Origin of the sequence: Pseudonocardia yunnanensis (genome assembly GCF_039534065.1) — a bacterium.
GTDB lineage: Bacteria > Actinomycetota > Actinomycetes > Mycobacteriales > Pseudonocardiaceae > Pseudonocardia > Pseudonocardia yunnanensis.
The window spans coordinates 551,422-567,879 of the sequence record NZ_BAAAUS010000001.1 but is presented as its reverse complement, the minus strand read 5'-3'; the positions used below and the strand labels follow the sequence as shown (position 1 = coordinate 567,879).

14 protein-coding genes and 1 pseudogene are annotated in these 16,458 nt (G+C 71.3%); 9 read left to right on the top strand and 6 right to left on the bottom strand.

Translation table 11 applies throughout. The annotated features are described in order from the left end of the window. Positions 1–165 precede the first annotated feature (165 nt). Positions 166–504: a hypothetical protein gene (locus ABD743_RS02505; RefSeq protein WP_344718341.1), complete on the top strand. Its 339-nt coding sequence runs from the start codon at positions 166–168 to the stop codon at positions 502–504. A gap of 247 nt (positions 505–751) precedes the next feature. Beyond that, a pseudogene (locus ABD743_RS44380) lies at positions 752–1,033 on the top strand (DUF559 domain-containing protein); the annotation flags it as partial. Between the two features lie 74 nt (positions 1,034–1,107). Here the strand turns inward: ABD743_RS44380 and ABD743_RS02500 are convergent. Next, positions 1,108–1,887, bottom strand: coding sequence for an IclR family transcriptional regulator (locus ABD743_RS02500; protein WP_344718339.1), 780 nt, complete (start codon positions 1,885–1,887; stop codon positions 1,108–1,110). Positions 1,888–1,955: 68 nt separating this feature from the next. Here ABD743_RS02500 and ABD743_RS02495 point away from each other — a divergent pair, with 68 nt between their 5' ends. The 4 genes from ABD743_RS02495 to ABD743_RS02480 are packed head-to-tail and all read left to right on the top strand — an operon-like array spanning position 1,956 to position 7,026. Next, positions 1,956–3,422, top strand: coding sequence for an aldehyde dehydrogenase family protein (locus ABD743_RS02495; protein ID WP_344718337.1), 1,467 nt, complete (start codon positions 1,956–1,958; stop codon positions 3,420–3,422). After that, positions 3,419–4,990 (top strand): APC family permease, encoded by a 1,572-nt coding sequence (locus tag ABD743_RS02490; protein ID WP_379659062.1) that lies wholly within the window; start codon positions 3,419–3,421, stop codon positions 4,988–4,990. Before ABD743_RS02495 ends, ABD743_RS02490 begins: the two co-directional genes overlap by 4 nt. Then, the gene (locus ABD743_RS02485) at positions 4,987–6,534 is read left to right on the top strand and encodes a GMC family oxidoreductase (RefSeq protein ID WP_344718334.1); all 1,548 of its coding nucleotides are present in this window, start codon (positions 4,987–4,989) and stop codon (positions 6,532–6,534) included. Before ABD743_RS02490 ends, ABD743_RS02485 begins: the two co-directional genes overlap by 4 nt. A 36-nt stretch (positions 6,535–6,570) precedes the next feature. Next, a complete protein-coding gene (locus tag ABD743_RS02480; protein WP_344718332.1) occupies positions 6,571–7,026 on the top strand; it encodes a nitroreductase family deazaflavin-dependent oxidoreductase in 456 nt (151 codons plus the stop codon). Here ABD743_RS02480 and ABD743_RS02475 read toward each other — a convergent pair. Together ABD743_RS02475 and ABD743_RS02470 are read right to left on the bottom strand one after the other, a co-directional pair. Further along, positions 7,013–8,443, bottom strand: a complete 1,431-nt coding sequence (locus ABD743_RS02475) for a hypothetical protein (RefSeq protein ID WP_344718330.1) — start codon at positions 8,441–8,443, stop codon at positions 7,013–7,015. The genes ABD743_RS02480 and ABD743_RS02475 overlap by 14 nt on opposite strands. A 190-nt stretch (positions 8,444–8,633) precedes the next feature. Further along, a complete protein-coding gene (locus ABD743_RS02470) occupies positions 8,634–11,906 on the bottom strand; it encodes an AfsR/SARP family transcriptional regulator (protein WP_344718328.1) in 3,273 nt (1,090 codons plus the stop codon). A 130-nt stretch (positions 11,907–12,036) separates the two neighbouring features. Here ABD743_RS02470 and ABD743_RS02465 point away from each other — a divergent pair, with 130 nt between their 5' ends. After that, the gene (locus ABD743_RS02465) at positions 12,037–12,945 is read left to right on the top strand and encodes an NAD(P)-dependent oxidoreductase (RefSeq protein WP_344718326.1); all 909 of its coding nucleotides are present in this window, start codon (positions 12,037–12,039) and stop codon (positions 12,943–12,945) included. After that, complete coding sequence (locus ABD743_RS02460) at positions 12,942–13,817, top strand: NAD(P)-dependent oxidoreductase (RefSeq protein ID WP_344718324.1); 876 nt, start codon at positions 12,942–12,944, stop codon at positions 13,815–13,817. The genes ABD743_RS02465 and ABD743_RS02460 overlap by 4 nt, the downstream gene beginning before the upstream one ends. Here ABD743_RS02460 and ABD743_RS02455 read toward each other — a convergent pair. From ABD743_RS02455 to ABD743_RS02445, 3 genes are read right to left on the bottom strand one after another with little or no spacing between them, the layout of a single operon-like run. Beyond that, a complete protein-coding gene (locus ABD743_RS02455) occupies positions 13,804–14,706 on the bottom strand; it encodes a ketopantoate reductase family protein (RefSeq protein ID WP_344718322.1) in 903 nt (300 codons plus the stop codon). The genes ABD743_RS02460 and ABD743_RS02455 overlap by 14 nt on opposite strands. A 38-nt stretch (positions 14,707–14,744) precedes the next feature. Next, complete coding sequence (locus tag ABD743_RS02450) at positions 14,745–15,077, bottom strand: DUF3140 domain-containing protein (RefSeq protein ID WP_344718320.1); 333 nt, start codon at positions 15,075–15,077, stop codon at positions 14,745–14,747. 43 nt (positions 15,078–15,120) lie between these two features. After that, positions 15,121–15,642: a MarR family winged helix-turn-helix transcriptional regulator gene (locus ABD743_RS02445; RefSeq protein ID WP_344718318.1), complete on the bottom strand. Its 522-nt coding sequence runs from the start codon at positions 15,640–15,642 to the stop codon at positions 15,121–15,123. Positions 15,643–15,752: 110 nt separating this feature from the next. On the opposite strand from ABD743_RS02445, the gene ABD743_RS02440 reads away from it, so the two are divergent. After that, the gene (locus tag ABD743_RS02440) at positions 15,753–16,427 is read left to right on the top strand and encodes an FMN-dependent NADH-azoreductase (protein ID WP_344718316.1); all 675 of its coding nucleotides are present in this window, start codon (positions 15,753–15,755) and stop codon (positions 16,425–16,427) included. Positions 16,428–16,458: the final 31 nt, after the last annotated feature.

Here is a 16,458-nt window from a genome sequence, read left to right as displayed (position 1 = left end):
GGGACGATCACCCCACGTGACGTCCGGCTGTGATCCACAACGCGTGCGAGGGCGAGATCGACGTCAGCGCTGGGCTCTCGGCGGGAAACAGCACTGATGTCCAGCTCACGGCCGTTTTTCTGATACGCCCGCGAGCGCCGCGCGTTCTCCGCGATGCTCCTCGGCGTGTCGAGCGTCCCGTCGCCCGGTTCCCACACGCCGTGGTGGCCCACCGTCTTTCGCGGGTCGGTCGCCGTGCGGGCCGGGGTCGTGACCAAGGCTGAGCTCCGCGGCCGCAGGTATGTCCGCGTCTTCCCCGACGTCTACGCGGCCGCCTCCGCGCACCCGCTGGACCCGCTGCTGCGCGCCCGCGCCGCCTTCCTGCTCGCCGGGGGCCGTAGTGGTGTCCGGATACTCGGCGGCCGAACTGCTCGGTGCCTCGTGCAGCCCGCAAGGTGCACCGGTGGAGCTGACGGTGCCCGGAAGTGGCGCGCGCTCGCACCCCGGCTTGCTGCTGCATCGTGACCAGCTGGCCCCTGACGAGGTGCAGCGGTGCGCGGGGGTGCTCGTCACAACGCCGCTCCGGACCGCGTACGACCTGGCACGGTGGCAGGACCCCGTCGAGGCCGTGGTCGCCATCGACACACTGGCGAACCGCGGCCGGTTCCCGCCCGAGCAGGTTCTGCGGCTCGCCGCCCGCTATCCGCGGGCCCGTGGCCGCAACGGTCTGCCGCGCGCCGTCGGGCTGTCGGACGCGCGCGCCGGCTCGCCCATGGAGTCGCGACTGCGTCTCGTGCTGGTGCTGCGCGGACTGCCCGCACCCGAGGTGCAGTACCCGGTGCTCGACGATCGCCGCCGCACGGCGGTGTGGCTCGACATGGCGTACCCGGAGCACCGGATCGGCATCGAGTACGAGGGCGCGGACCATGGCGGCCGCGACGGGGTTCTGCGCGACGTGAGCCGGTACACGGCGCTGGTGGATCGGGGTTGGCGGATGTACCGCTTCAGCAAGTACGAGGTGTACGGCGACCCCGACGAGATCGCCACGAAGATCCGGCGGGCGCTCGGCCGGGCGGGAGATCGACATGAGCGTTGGTCTCGCACCGAGAGACAGCGCTGGTGTTCATCTCACGGTTTGAACCAGCCCATCCTCCTGCTCATCTCCGACGCCGCTGTTCGGAGGGGCTCGGCCAGCTCCTTCAGGCGGTCGGTGTCTATGCGGTACGCGGGGCCGCTCACGGTCAGCGCCGCGATCACCTGGCCCGCGCGGTCGCAGACCGGCGCCGCCGCGGCGTTGAGACCGATCTCGTACTCCTCGATTGCCACCGCGAGTCCGGTTTCGCGCACCTGCGCGAGCTCGGCGTCGAGCACGCCGAGGGAGGTGATCGTGTTCGGGGTGACCGCCTCCATCCCGGCCTCGGCCAGCAGTTCGGCCCTGCGCTCCGGGTCGAGGTGGGCGAGAAGCACCTTCCCGCTCGAGGTGCAGTGCAGCGGCGTGAGGCGGCCGATCCAGTTGTGGGTGGCCACGGTGGACGGGCCCATTGCCTGGTCGATGTTGACGACCCAGTGTGACTGGAGCACGGCGATGTTGATCGTCTCGCCGAGGTCGATGGCCAGCTGCTCGTACACCGGGCGGCCCTGGCGGGTGACCTCGAGGCGGTCGGAGACGGCTCCGGCCAGCGGGATCAGCCCGAACCCGAGCCGGTACTTGCCCCGGTCGGTGGCCTGCTCCACCAGGCCATGACCCTCGAGGGCGCCGAGTAGCCGGAACGCCGTGGACTTGTGGACGTCGATCTCCGCCGCCACCTCGCTGACGCCTGCCTCGCCCAGCCGCGCCAGTATTTCCAGGACGCTTATCGCGCGGTCCACGGACTGGATCCCGCCGTCTCGACCCCCTGTGTTGCTCATAGCGAAACTATATGCACCAAAACGGGCACGACGCTTGACGTGAGGGCACTTCTGAGGACGATCTACGCGTGCTCAGCCAATTCGTCAACGGATCATGGATCGCCGGCTCCGGTGGGACCGCCGAGGTGATCAACCCGTTCGACGCAAGCGTGATCGAGACGGTCGGCCAGGCCGGGCCGGACGACGTCGACCGGGCGGTGCTCGCGGCGCGGGCGGCGTTCGACACCGGGCCATGGCGACGCACCCCGGCGACGGAGCGCGCGGCGTTGCTGCGCCGGGTCGCCGACCTGCTCCTGCGGGACAAGGAGAAGATCGCCCGCACCGAGACGCTCGACACCGGTAAGACGCTGGCGGAGAGCCGGATCGACGTCGACGACGTGACAGCGGTGTTCCGCTACTACGCCGACCTCGCCGACAAGGACGTGGGGCGGATCGTCGACTCCGGACAGGCCCACGTCGTCAGCCGGGTGGTCCACGAGCCGATCGGCGTGTGCGCACTCATCACGCCGTGGAACTACCCGCTGCTGCAGCTGTCGTGGAAGGTCGCTCCCGCGATCGTCGCGGGCAACACGATGGTGATCAAGCCCAGCGAGGTGACGCCGCTGACGAGCGTGATGCTCGTGCGGCTGCTCGAAGAAGCAGGCGTGCCGCAGGGCGTGGTCAACATCGTGCTGGGGGACGGCCCCAGCGTCGGTGCCCCGCTCACGGAGCACCCGGCCGTCGACATGGTCAGCTTCACCGGCGGTCTCGCCACCGGCCAGGCGATCATCCGCGCGTCCGCTTCCACGGTGAAGCGCGTGGCCGTCGAACTCGGTGGGAAGAACCCCAACATCGTCTTCTCCGACACCGACTTCGAGACGGCCGTCGACTACGCGATCACTGCGGTGTTCCTGCACTCGGGCCAGGTCTGCTCGGCCGGCGCCCGGCTCATCGTGCAGGACGAGATGCACGACGACCTCGTCGCCGAGATCGGGCGGCGGGCCGAGCGGATCAGGTTGGGCAACGGCCTCGACGAGGGGAGCGAGGTCGGTCCGCTGGTGTCGGCGGCACACCGCGCCAAGATCGAGGACTATGTCGCGTCGGCGCAGGCCGAGGGGGCGCGGCTGGTCGCGGGTGGGCATCGGCCGGAGGAGCCGGAGCTGCAGAAGGGTTTCTTCTACCGGCCCACCGTGTTCGCCGACGTGCACCGCGAGATGCGCGTGATCCGCGAGGAGACGTTCGGTCCGATCCTCACCGTGGAGCGCTTCTCCTCCGAGGAGGAGGCCATCGCGCTGGGCAACGACACCGATTTCGGCCTCGCCGGTGCGGTGTGGACTGCCGATATGGGCCGGGCCGAGCGGGTGGCGGGGGCACTGCGGCACGGCACGGTGTGGATCAACGATTACCACCCGTACATCCCGGGGGCGGAGTGGGGCGGTTTCAAGCGGTCCGGCAACGGTCGCGAACTCGGTCCGACGGGGCTGGCCGAGTACCAGGAACACAAGCACATCTGGCACAACACCGCACCAAAGCCGATGCGGTGGTTCTCGGGATGAATACAGGAGGTCCCCCGGTGAGCGCTCCCCAGGACGACGGGCTGGCCGATTTCGGCTACAGCCAGTCGCTCGACCGCAGCATCGGAAAGTTCGCCAGCTTCGCGGCGGGCATCAGCTACATCTCGATCCTGACGGGCACGTTCCAGCTGTTCTACTTCGGTTTCGCGTTCGGCGGCCCCGCTTATTGGTGGTCGTGGCCGCTCGTGTTCTTCGGCCAGGTCATGGTGGCGCTCTGTTTCGCGGAGCTGGCCGCGCGCTATCCCGTTGCGGGTTCGGTCTACAACTGGTCGAAGCGCCTCGCAGGCCCCGCGACATCCTGGCTCGCCGGCTGGATGATGTTCATGGCCTCGGTCGTCACGATCTCGGCGGTCGCTCTCGGCTACCAGACCACGCTCCCGCAGATCTGGAGCGGATTCCAGCTCGTCGGCGACGGCACCGGCACCACATTCGCGGTCTCCGCCGTGATCTGGGGCGTGGTCCTCGTCGCGTTCACCACCACGGTGAACGCCATCGGCGTCAAGCTGATGTCCCGGATCAACAGTGTCGGTGTGTTCATCGAGCTGATCGCCGCGGTGATCCTGGTGGTCCTGCTCGGTATCAACATCGTCAACCCGCCCACGGTGCTCTTCGACACCCAGGGCCTCGGCGAGGGTACGAATCTCGGCTACTTCGGGGCGTTCCTCATCGCCACGCTCGCCAGCGCCTACGTCATGTACGGCTTCGACACCGCCAGCTCGTTGGGTGAGGAGACCGTCGACCCCCGCCGTACCGCGCCCTCGGCGATCCTGCGTGCCGTGATCGCGTCGTTCATCATCGGCGGGCTGATCCTGTTGTTCGCCATCCTCGCCGCGCCCGACCTCGCAGACCCGGCGATCGGGGAGAACGGCCTGCAGTACATCGTGCTGTCCGTGCTCGGTGGACCGGTCGGCAGCGTCCTGCTGGTGGCGGTGATCATCGCGATCACGGTCTGCGCGCTCGCCGTGCACACCGCGGCGATCCGGCTGATGTTCGCCATGGCGCGTGACAACGCACTCCCCGGCGCCGCGCGGCTCGCCCACCTCGACCCCAAGCGGCGGACCCCGCTCGTGCCGGCGGTGCTGATCGGTGTGGCCGCGGTGCTGATCCTCGTGGTCAACATCGGCTCGCGGGAGATCTTCACGGCGGTCACCAGCGTCGCGATCATCATGATCTACATCGCGTACCTGCTGGTGACGGCGCCGATGCTCAGTAAGCGCTTGCGTGGCGAGTGGCCGGGTCCCGGCGCGGGCAAGGACGGCTACTTCTCGCTCGGGCGCTGGGGCCTGCCGGTCAATATCATCGCCGTGGTGTGGGGAGCGGTGATGGCCGTGAACCTCGCCTGGCCCCGCACGGAGGTCTACGGCGAGGGCGTACTGGCCTGGAGCGCGTTCATCTTCATCGGCGCGGTCGTCGTGGTGGGGCTGGGCTGGTTCCTGCTGCGCGGACGGCACCAGGTGGGCACCCTGCCCGAGCACCTCGCGAAGCAACTCGACGTCGACCCGACGGTGCCGAAGGACTCCCAGTCGTTCCCGGAGGGGAGCCAGGCGTGAGTGGTGTATTCGACTATGTGGTCGTCGGGGGCGGGTCGTCCGGCTGTGCCCTTGCCGCCCGGCTGTCGGAGGACCCGGACGTCACGGTGTGCCTCCTCGAAGCCGGACCGTCCGACGTGGACGACCCGGCGATCCTGAAGCTCACCGACTGGATGGCGCTGCTGGACTCCGGCTACGACTGGGACTACCTGGTCGAGCCGCAGGAGCACGGCAACAACTTCCTGCGGCACGCGCGCGCGAAGGTGCTCGGCGGCTGCTCGTCGCACAACTCGTGCATCGCGTTCTGGACGCCACGCGAGGACCTCGACGAGTGGGCGTCCATGGGCTGCGACGGCTGGAGCGCCGACGAGTGCTGGCCGCTGATCGAGCGGCTGGAGACCAACGACGGGCCGTGGTCCGGGCACGGCCGGTCGGGCCCGGTGACGATCATGCAGGTCGAGCCGGACGACCCGTGCGGCGTGGCGGTGCTGGAGGCCGCCGCCGCCGTCGGGCTCCCGACCGTCCGGTTCAACGAGGGCACCACGGTCTGTGAGGGTGCGGGCTTCTTCCAGATCAACCAGGAGCCCGACGGCACGCGCGCCTCGTCGTCACGGGCCTACCTGCACCCGATCATGGAGTCGCGGCGCAACCTCGAGATCCGCACGGGCGCCTGGGCGTCGCGCGTGCTGTTTGAGGCAGGGCGCGCGACCGGTGTGGAGTACCAGCAGGACATCGGCCCGGGCCGGCGCACGGTCACCGCGCGCCGCGAGGTGGTGCTGTCGGCCGGGTCGATCGACACCCCGAAGCTGCTGATGCTCTCCGGGATCGGTCCGGCCGAGCATCTGCGCGAGTTCGGCATCGACGTGCTCGTGGACGCGCCGGGCGTGGGGTCCAACCTGGACGATCACGTCGAGGGCCTCGTGATGTGGGAGGCGTCCCGGCCGATGGTCACCCGCTCGACGCAGTGGTGGGAGATCGGGCTGTTCACGCGCACGGAGCCCGGACTGGACCGGCCGGACCTGATGATGCACTACGGCTCCGTGCCGTTCGACCTCAACACCGTGCGCTGGGGTTACCCGACCACGGACAACGGTTTCTGTCTCACTCCGAACGTGACCCGTGGCCGGTCGCGGGGCACGGTGCGGTTGCGCACCCGTGACTTCCGCGATCGGCCCAAGGTCGATCCGCGCTATTTCAGCGACCCCGAGGGCCATGACATGGCCGTGATGCTCGCCGGTCTGAAGCTCGCGCGGCGGATCGGGGAGCAGCAGCCGCTCAAGGAGTGGGTGGCCCGGGAGCTCGCGCCCGGCCCGGACGTGGTGACCGACGACGAGTTGGTGGACTACGTCACGAAGACCCACAACACCGTCTACCACCCGGCGTGCACCGCCAAGATGGGGCCGGCGTCCGACCCGATGGCCGTGGTCGACCCTCAACTGCGGGTGCGCGGGGTGGACGGGCTGCGGATCGCGGACGCGTCGATCCTTCCGTTCCTGCCGGCGATCAACCCCAACATCACCTGCATGATGATCGGGGAGAAGGCGAGTGACCTGCTGCTGCGGTGATTGACGTCGGAGTGTGGCGGTGATCGTGTGGACGGCATGGCAGAAAAGCCGAACTGGGCCGAAGTGAATCCGCCGGTCATCGCCACATTCCGGGCCAACCATGGGCAGGTCGGCGGCCCTTTCGTGGCTTCGCCCATCCTGCTGTTGCACACCGTCGGGGCGCGCACCGGCCAACCTCGGATCAACCCGCTGACCTACCTCCCCGACGGCGACCGGTTCGTCGTGTTCGGGAGCGACCAGGGCGCCCCCCGGCACCCGGACTGGTTCCACAACGTCGTCGCCCAGCCGGCCGTACAGGTGGAGGTCGGCGACGAGATCCTGGCCGCCATCGCCACCGTGGCGGAGGAACCGGAACGCAGCGAGCTCTTCGCGCGCCAGGTTGCCGCGCTACCCCGGTTCGGGGAGTACCAGGAGAAGACGAGCCGCACGATCCCCGTCGTGATCCTCACCCCGTCCGGGCCGGGCGCGGGCGACCGACCTACTGGAAGCTGATGAACACCGGGGACTGCGGCCCGATCGCCATGGTCTGGGCAGCGGTGAACATCGGGCTGTCCTCGTCGTAGAAGTTCTTCCAGCCCCAGCGGACACCGGACGGCGCGGCCTGGTGCAGCGTGCGCCAGGTCGCGAACTTGAGATCCGGCGTGCCGAAGCCGTCGGCGTGCAGCACGAGCGACAGCTCGTCGCGCGATGTGTCGAGCCGGTCCCGTCCGTTGATCATCATGAGCCGGAACTGGTGCACCATCAGCAGCTTCTGCGGGAGCACCCGGTCCCGGGTGAGGTCGGCGAGCCACGTCACCACAGAGTTCACCTCGTCGATGCCGACCGAGCCGATCTGCACACGGTGGAGCTGTTGGGGGCCGAGTCGCCACTCGGGGTCCAGAGCCAATCCGACGTGGGGCTGGGCGAGCAGTTCCTCGTAGCGCTTGGCCTGCGTGAGGAAGTCGGTGCGGCCCGGTTGCAGGTCCAGCATCACGTAGACGCCCGCCTCGCGCGCCGCGTCCACCCACGGACGTAGTTCGTCGACGGAGGACTCGGCCGAATAGTTGCCGTCCGAGCCCGGCACGGAGTCGGCGACCGTGGCGATGATCTCGAAGGCGGGGACGACCGGTTCTCCGACGAGCGGCTGGTACTCGGCCGCGAGTTCCCGGGCGCGCCGTATCGATCCCGCGATGTCCTGCTCGCCGAGCACACCGAGAGCCGGTGCGCCCGGATGACCGTAGAGGGCCACCATGCGCCGTCCCGGGAACGCCACCTGGCCGCCCCCGGGAAGCATCACGCCGGTCGCGGCCACGGCCAGCCGTTGCTCGAGCACCTCGGGTGAGCCGAACCCGGAGCCGAGTGCGACGACATGCTCAGGACGCCGGAGATGTTCGGACGCGAGCCGTGGGTCGCCTCCCGGCAGCACGGCCAGATCGGCCCCGGAGGCACGGGCCGTGGTGACCGCCGCGAGCTGGGCAGTGGGGTCGGTCGCCAGCACCAGCACGGACTGCCGGTGAGCCGGTGCGACAACAGGGGACAGCGCGGCCTCGTCGGTGACGATCCTGGCCGCAACCTCCGCCGCGGTCGCCCAGCGCACGGCCTCCTCGCCCACGGCGAGCACGGTGGTGGTGCCGAGCCTGGTCAGCTCGGCGCGTACGTCGGGGGAGTCCTCGTCGGTGGGGGTCAGCAACAGGGGCGCACCGATCCGCTCCGCCATGGGGCCGGCCGCAGCCGGCCCGGCAGGATCCGCGGCCGCGGTGAGCACCGCGACGGGCGCGCTGGCGAAGAGTGCGGCGCTGGTGGCGACGGCCAGCGCGGCCGGACCGTCGCCGTCGAGCACCGTGGTCGCCCCCGCGGGAACCGAGACGCGAGCGGTCAGCGGAGCCAACGGAACGACAGGGGTGCAGGCGAGGGCCAGCAGGCAGGCCACGAGGACTCCAGTGGCACGTGACGCCCGCTGGACACGGCGGCGGGACGAAGCTCCCGACCAGCAACGTTCTACCCGTACCCCCACGCTCACGCACAGTAGTTCAGTGCACTCCCAACGCCAGGTCCGTGAGGACTCTCGTATGGGGGACATCGGGCAGGTCTTCGCCGACCATCAGGCAGCTCGGGGGTGGTTAACGGGCGACTCGCGCGGGTGCGGCGAGTGGCTGTACGAGCTCGTCGGGCTCCATCCCGGCACCGCGGTCGAACTCGTTGCCGAAACGCTGCTCACCGAGGGCCCCGCGGGCCGTGGCCGTGATCCGGTCGACGTCGCCGCGCTCGGCGTCGGGCAGTGGCGCCCCGACCGACCCCCGTGCCGCTGCGGCGGCACCGAGCAGCTGGGCGGCCCGCACGTGCTCGCCCACCAATGCGAGGGCTCCGGCCAGGCCTTCCATGGCCAGCGCGACGGCCCGCGGATCACCGACCCGGCGCGCCATGGCGAAGCCGTCGAGATGCAGCTTGGTGGCTGCCGCCGCATCGCCGCGCAGCTCCGCGACGAAGCCGAGCTCGGCGAGGATCAGGGCGTTGCCCGGATCGACGACCGCTCCGGCGTGCCAGGCGAGCAGGTCATGGAGGTGCTCCTCGGCGGCGTCGAGATCGCCCACGCGGCGCGCGCCGAGCGCGAGCCCGGTGGCGGCGTACATGCGACCCGGGACGAAGGCGTGCTCCACGGCCGTGCGCAGCGCCTGCTCGTGGAGCTGCGTCGCCTCCGCGAACCGCCCATCGAGGAGGGCGACCCGGCCGAGCCACGACAGCTGGTAGGACACCTCGGCCCACAGGCCGAGTTCCTCGGCCATCCGCAACCCCTCGCGGTGCTGGTGGGTGGCCCGCTCGTAGTCGCCGGCGATCGAGGCGAGCGTGCCGACGGCGTAGGACGCCTGCACCTGACCCCAGCGGTCGCCGACGTCGCGGAACAGCGCGGCGGCACGCGCGGCGGCGCGGCCCGCGCCCGCGAGGTCGCCTTTGGCCATCAGCTGGCTCATGTGGTCGACGAGCGCGGCGGCGACGCCCCAGCGATCGTCGAGAGCGCGGAAGGTGCGCAGAGCGACCGCGGTGAAATGCTCGCCACGGGAGTGGCCCACGGTGGTGAGGGCGTATCCGAGGAACCACTGCATCCGCGCACGCAGCGCCGGGGGCTCGATGGCGGCGAGTTCGAGCGCCAGCTGCGTGTCGAGCTCTGGTGGGGCCTCGATCCGATCACCGTCGAGTACGCCGAGGCTCGCGTCCCAGGCTGCCGCGACGGCCCGCACGGTGGCGGGTGCCGCCCCTGGCACGGACAGCGCGCGTCCCAGCGACCGGCGGGCCTCACCGACCCGGCCGCGGAGGAACCAGTACCAGCAGAGCGCGCCGGCCAAGCGCAACGCGGACTCGGCGCCCTCGGGCTGCCGGCACGTGTGCTCGAACGCGGCTCGCATGTTGGCGGCCTCCGCGTCGAGCCGTTCGAGCCACAGCCCCTGCTCGGGACCGCGCAGGAGCGGCTCGGCGTGCTCGGCGAAGCCGAGGTAGTGGCGGGCGTGCTGCCCACGCAGCTCCTCGGCCTCGCCCGCCTCGGCCACCCGCTCGAGGCAGTAGGCCGCGACCGACTCGAGCAGCCGGAACCGCGGTTCGCCCGCAGCGTCGATGTGGGCGACGACCAGCGACCGGTCGACCAGCCGGCTGAGCAGGTGGACGACGTCTCCGGGCGCCACCCCGGGGCCCGCGCACACCGCCTCGGCGGCGCGCAAGTCGCACCCCTCGGCGTGGACGGCCAGGCGGCGCAGCACGATCTGCTCCGGTGCGGTGAGCAGCTCCCAGCTCCAGTCGATCATCGCGCGCAACGTCTGCTGCCGGGCCGGCGCACCGCGGGCTCCGGTGGACAACAGCCCGAACCGGTCGTCGAGGCGGGCGAGCAACTCGTGCACCCCGAGCGCCCGCACCCGGGTGGCTGCCAGCTCCAGAGCCAGCGGGATGCCGTCGAGGCGACGGCAGATCGCGGCAACGGCGGGCGCGGTGGCCGCGTCGAGGGTGAACCCCGGCGCTGCCGCGGTCGCGCGGGCGACGAACAGCTGCACAGCGGACGCCTCCCGCACCGTATGGAGGCGCTGCTCGGCGCCGCGCTCGGGCAGGGCAAGCGGCGGGACGGGCCGCAGCACCTCGCCGGTGAGTCCGAGCGGCTCCCGGCTGGTGGTGAGGATCCGCAGGCCGGGCGCGAGGCGGAGCAGCCGCTGGGCCAGCGCCGCGACCTGCTCGACCACCTGCTCGCAGTTGTCCAGCACGAGCAGGACCTCCCGCTCGCGCAACGCCTCGCCGAGCCGGTCGGCGAGGCGGCTGGGCGCACCGGCCGAAACGGGGCCCTGGTCGTCGCGGACGCCGAGCGCGGCCGCCACCACCTCCACCAGCCGTTCCTCGGCCGGCCCCGGCTGCTCGGGGTGCACCTGCCGGTCGATGCCGGCGAGCTCGACCAGCCACGTGCCGTCAGGTAGATCGGACACGAGCTGCCGGGCCGTCTCCACCGCGAGGCTCGTCTTCCCGACTCCGCCCGGCCCGGTGAGCGTGACCAGCCGGGCGCTGCGGAGCAGCGTGCGCACCTCCTCCACCGCCGCCGCCCGGCCGACCAGCTCGGTGATCGGGGCAGGGAGGTTGGTGTGGGGGCGCGTCGCTGTGGGAGCGCGGTGCGATCCGAGATCTTGCGTGAGGATCGCCTGCTGCAGGGCTGCGAGCTCGGGGCCGGGTTCGAGCCCGAGTTCCTCGACCAGCCGTGTGCGGAGGTCGGAGTAGCTCGCCAGCGCCTCACTCGGGAGCCCGGCCTGGTGGAGTGCGCGGATCTGCGCCGAGCGCAGCCGCTCCCGCAGCGGATGCCGGGCGACGAGCTCCTCCAGTTCGCCGACCAGCGCGCCGTCGGGGGGACCGGGGGCCGCGAGCAGCGCCTCGGCCCGCTCCTCGGACGCGACCAGCCGTTCCTCCTCCAGGCCACGGATGGCCGCGGCGGCGAACGGCTCGCCTGCGACGTCGGCCAGGGCGGGACCCCGCCACAGCACCAGCGCGTCGGACAGCATCGCCGCCCGTGCGCCGGGGTGGTCGATGGCGCGGGCCCGGGCGGTCAACGCACGGAACTCCCGGACGTCGATGGCACACACCTCGGTGCGCAGCCGGTATCCCGCCGGCTCGTGGACGACGAGCTCGCGGCCCCCCGGCTCGGCGCTCTCCAACGCGCTGCGCAGCTGCGACACCTTCGTCTGCAGCGTGTTGCGCGGATTGCCGGGTAGCTGCCCGCCCCACAGATCGTCGAGGAGCCGATCGACGGACACGGGCCGCCCGTCGTGGATGAGCAGATCGGCCAGCAGGGCACGGACCTTCAGCTCGGGGACTCGCACGGGAGCGCCCTGCGACGTCCACACGGCCAGTGGACCGAGCACCCCGAAACGCACGAGACGACCGTAACCGCTCCGACCGACGGAATCGGGCACCAGCCGTGCGCGGACCCCCAGCGAACCGTGCGCGGACACCCACAGGCTGGCCCATGACAGATGCAGCTCCACGGATTTCCGGAAGGACTCGATGAAGAACACCGACAAGGCGGTGACGGTGCTCGGCCTCGGCGCCATGGGCAGCGCGCTGGCCAGGGCGTTCATTGCCGCCGGCCACCCGACCACGGTGTGGAACCGCGCCCCGGAGAAGGCCGCGGCGCTCGTCGCTGCGGGCGCGGTGCGCGCCGATACGGCCGCCGCGGCCGTAGCGGCGAGCCCGCTGGTGGTGGTCTGCCTGGGCGACCACCGCTCCGTGCACGAGGTGCTCGACCCGGTGGGCGACGCGCTTGCCGGACGGGTCCTGGTCAACCTCACGACCGGCACCCCCGAACAGGCCCGCGAGCTGGACGCCTGGGCCCGCGAGCGGGGTGCCGAGCACCTGGACGGCGGGATCATGGCGGTCCCGCCGATGATCGGAACACCCTCGGCGTTCGTGCTCTACAGCGGACCGTTGCGCACGTTCGACGCCCACCGCGCGGCGTTGGACGTCCTCGGCGGCAGCCGTTTCGTCGGCGAGGACCCCGGGCTCGCCTCGCTGCACGACCTCGCCCTGCTCAGCGGCATGTACGGGATGTTCGGGGGCGCGCTGCAGGCCTTCGCGCTCGTCTGCTCGGCGGGCGGCTCGGCAAAGGAGTTCGCACCGACGCTCCGCGAGTGGCTGGGCAGCATGAGCGAGTTCGTGACCGGCTCGGCAGAGCAGATCGACACGGGCGACTACGCCACGGGCGTGGTTGCCACGCTCGCCATGCAGGCGTCCGGCTACGTCCACCTCGTCGACGTCGCGAAGGCGCAGGGCGTCAGCGCTGAGCTGCTCGCCCCACTGGCCGCGCTCATGGAGCGGAGAGTCGCCGACGGCCACGGCCAGGACGACATCGCAAGTGTGATCGAAGCGCTGGTCGAGCCGCGAGCGGCCACCGGCGTCACGGGAGGGAACCGATGAGTGAGAACAGCGCCACGCCCCTGACGATGATCGGCCTGGGCCCGATGGGCCAGGCGATGGTGCGGCGGTTCCTGGCCGCCGGGCACCCGACGACGGTGTGGAACCGCACGGCGGCGAGGGCCGACGACCTCGTGGCCGAGGGTGCGATGCGGGCGGCCACGGTGGCGGATGCAGTGGCCGCCAACCGGCTGGTGCTGCTGAGCCTGACCGACTACGCCGCCATGTACGACGTGCTGACGCCGGCGGAGGGCGAGCTCGCGGGCCGCGTGATCGTGAACCTGAGCTCCGACACCCCGGAGCGGACGCGGGAGGCCGCCGCGTGGCTGGCCGAGCGCGGAGCCGAACTGCTCGTCGGCGGGATCATGGTGCCGGCGGAGATGGTCGGCACCGATGCGGCCTACGTCTTCTACAGCGGCCGGCAGTCCACATTCGACGCCCACGAGCCCACGCTGCGTGTGATCGGCCGGGCCGACTACCGTGGCGCGGACCCAGCGCTGGCGCAGCTCTACTACCAGGCCCAGCTGTCGCTCTTCCTGACGTCACTGGCGGCGTACCTGCACGCCACGGCACTGGTCGGCTCGGCAGGCGTGTCCGCCGCGGAGTTCCTTCCCTACGCGGTGGACAACGTGAATGGTCTCGCGTACTTCCTCGGCGAGGCGGCTCGTGACGTCGAGGCCGGCCGGTACCCGGGCGACGGTGCCGACGTGACGATGATGCGTGCGTCGGCGGACCACGTCCTGGGGGCGAGCGTGGACGCCGGTATCGACGCCGGCATTCCGGCAGCGGTCAAGTCGCTCTACGACCGGGCCCTCGCCGCGGGCCACGGCCGCGACTCCTGGACGAGCCTGATCGAGGTGGTCAGGAAGGGGTAGCTGCGCCGGCAGCGGTGATCTCGGCGACGACACTCCGGGTGACGGGCGCGCCGTCGGGCGCGGCCCGCAGCACCGGCCCGGCGATGGCGTCGAGCTCCAGCACCGCTCCGGCCATCGCGTCCTTGAGCATCGAGGACAGCATGGTCGCGGGCAGCGAGGAGAGCCGCTTCCGGACCGTGTCCGGGTCGATGTGGGCCCCGTCTCGCGCCGCCGCGGCCGCTGTCTCGGTGACCAGCGCATCGAGTACGTCGGCGCGAGCCTCCCGGGCCGGCCCGATCGCCTCCCGCGTGCTCGTGGTGATCAGCGCGAGCGGGCACAGGAAGGAGAGCTTGCGCCACAGCAGGGTGGCCTCGTCGGGCGCCGACGCGTCGACGTCGAGGCCCGCCTTCTGCAGTACCGCGGCTGCATCCGGCCCGGTGTCGGGGCGGTCGGCGGCCACCGCGTAGTCGTTGAACGACGACAGATGCTCGATCACACCGGGGGCCACCCGCGTGGCCTCCACCGCCACGGTCATGGGGGTGACGCCGGCGTCGCCGAACACGGCTCGCAGCAGCGGCACGTGGTCGATCCCGTTGAGCAGCGGCACCACGGTGGCCCCGGACACCAGCGACGGGGGGACCCGGGCCAGCGCAGCGAGCAGGTCGGGGGCTTTGACCGTGACGAAGAGGAGGTCGACCGGCTCGGTCAGCCAGGGCCGCGCCGGCACCGACGCGTGACGGTCGCCGTAGCGGCCACTGCGCAGCGTGAGCCCGGCGGAGTTGATCGCGGTGCTGGTGCGGTCGGTGGCGAGCACCGTGACCGCGTGCCCCGCGTCGGCCAGGAGCACCCCGAGCATCCCGCCCACGGCGCCTGCTCCGAGGATCGCGATGCGCTGCGGGTGATCTGCCACGGAGTCCTCCTCTTCACCGCCGTCGCGGCCGTGTTGCGTCAGTCTGCGGGCTTGAGCGGGTCGTGCCCGATGGACATGAGCTTATGTCGCCAGGCGGCCTGCCCGGCCGTGGGCTCGAGGTCGTCGCGGCGCTGCTCGTGCACCCGCTCGACGACCCGGCGCATGACGTGCGCGTCCTGATCGGTGATGTCGTGGCGACGTTTGCCGAGGATCGCCAGGACCTCGTGCCCGGTTGGCGGGCCGGTCCGGTCGGGAAACTGCTCGGCGTCCTCGCCCGCGTCGCGGGTGCGCAGCCAGTCGCCCAGCTCACGTGAGGTCATGTTCACAACGCGGTGGAACTCGTTCCACAGTTCGTCGTCGACATCTGCCATGCATTCGGCCTACCCGGATCGGCCGCGAGCAACGCGTGCCTGATCAACTCCGCCGGCGGCGGGGCCTGGCCGTGGCGCCATCCTCCAGCTTGTCCTTCACTTCCTGCGCAACCGAGCATGCGTCGGCGGCCTCCAAGCCGGTGCGGGTGGCCACCCGCTCCAGCAGGTGGCGAAGCACGCCGCGCTCCGTGGGATCGAGCGGTTCGAGAACCTCGTCCTCCACGGCCGCGAGCCGGCGTTCGAGCTCGCACAGGCGTTCTGTTCCCGCCTCGGTGAGCACGATGCGGCGGGCGCGACGGTCGGCAGGGTCGGGTTTGCGCTCGACCAGACCCGCGCTCTCCAGGTCGTCGAGCAGGTAGGTCATCACGGTGCGGTCCAAACCGAGGTGCTGGGCCAGCGCGAGCTGGCTGCCCGGCTCACCACGCCCCGCCGCGGAGAGCACCTGGTAGCCGCGCGGCCCACCCGGTACGTCGTCGACCGCTTCGTGCGCCGCCTTCAGGTACGACCTCATCACGGCGCCCAGCGCCCAGCCGAGATCCGAGTCGACGGTCGGCGGTGTGCTCACGGTCTCATCCTACCTGGGGGAATACGACATCAGAGAAGTTCGGTTGACACGATCGTCTTGATAGCAGACGATCTGAGTCGCAGAGATGCTGCACGACAGAAGGAGTTCCGATGACGTTTTTCCGCCTCGACGCGAGCATTCGTCACGAGGGATCGGTGAGCCGTGAGGTGGCCGACACCGTGCAGCGCGCGTGGGTTGACCGCCACCCGCAGGACACGGTGGTCCGCCGCGATCTCACGGCACCGCTGCTGTCTCCTGAGGTGTGGCTGCAGGCGGCCACCGCCGGGTTCCTGCCCGAGGAGGACCGCACCCCCGAGCAGCGCGCCGCCCGAACCCTGGCCTCGCTTCTCGCCGACGAACTGCTCTCGGCCGACGCCGCGGTGATCTCGGCACCGCTCTACAACTACGGCGTGCCGCAGCACCTCAAGAACTACATCGACCTGCTGCTCACCGACCAGCGCTTCATGGCGGCTCCGTTGGACGGGAAGCCGGTGACCCTGGTGGTGGCGCGCGGCGGCGGCTACGGCCCGGGCACCCCGCGTGAGGGCTGGGACCACGCCACCCCGTACCTGGTGCGGATCTTCGGTGAGTTCTTCGGCGCCGACCTCACGGTCGTCTCGGCCGAGCTGACCCTCGCCGACGTGAACCCGGCGATGGCCGAGCTGCGTGACGCCGCCGCCGCGTCCCGGTCGGAGGCGTTGGAGCTCGCCCTGCTCACGGGACGGGCGCACGCCGACCAGGTGGCCGCCAAGCGGGCGGAGAAGCAGCTGGAGGGCGTGGCCTGAGGCCACGGGCGGTGCGGTCCGGTCGGCGCTG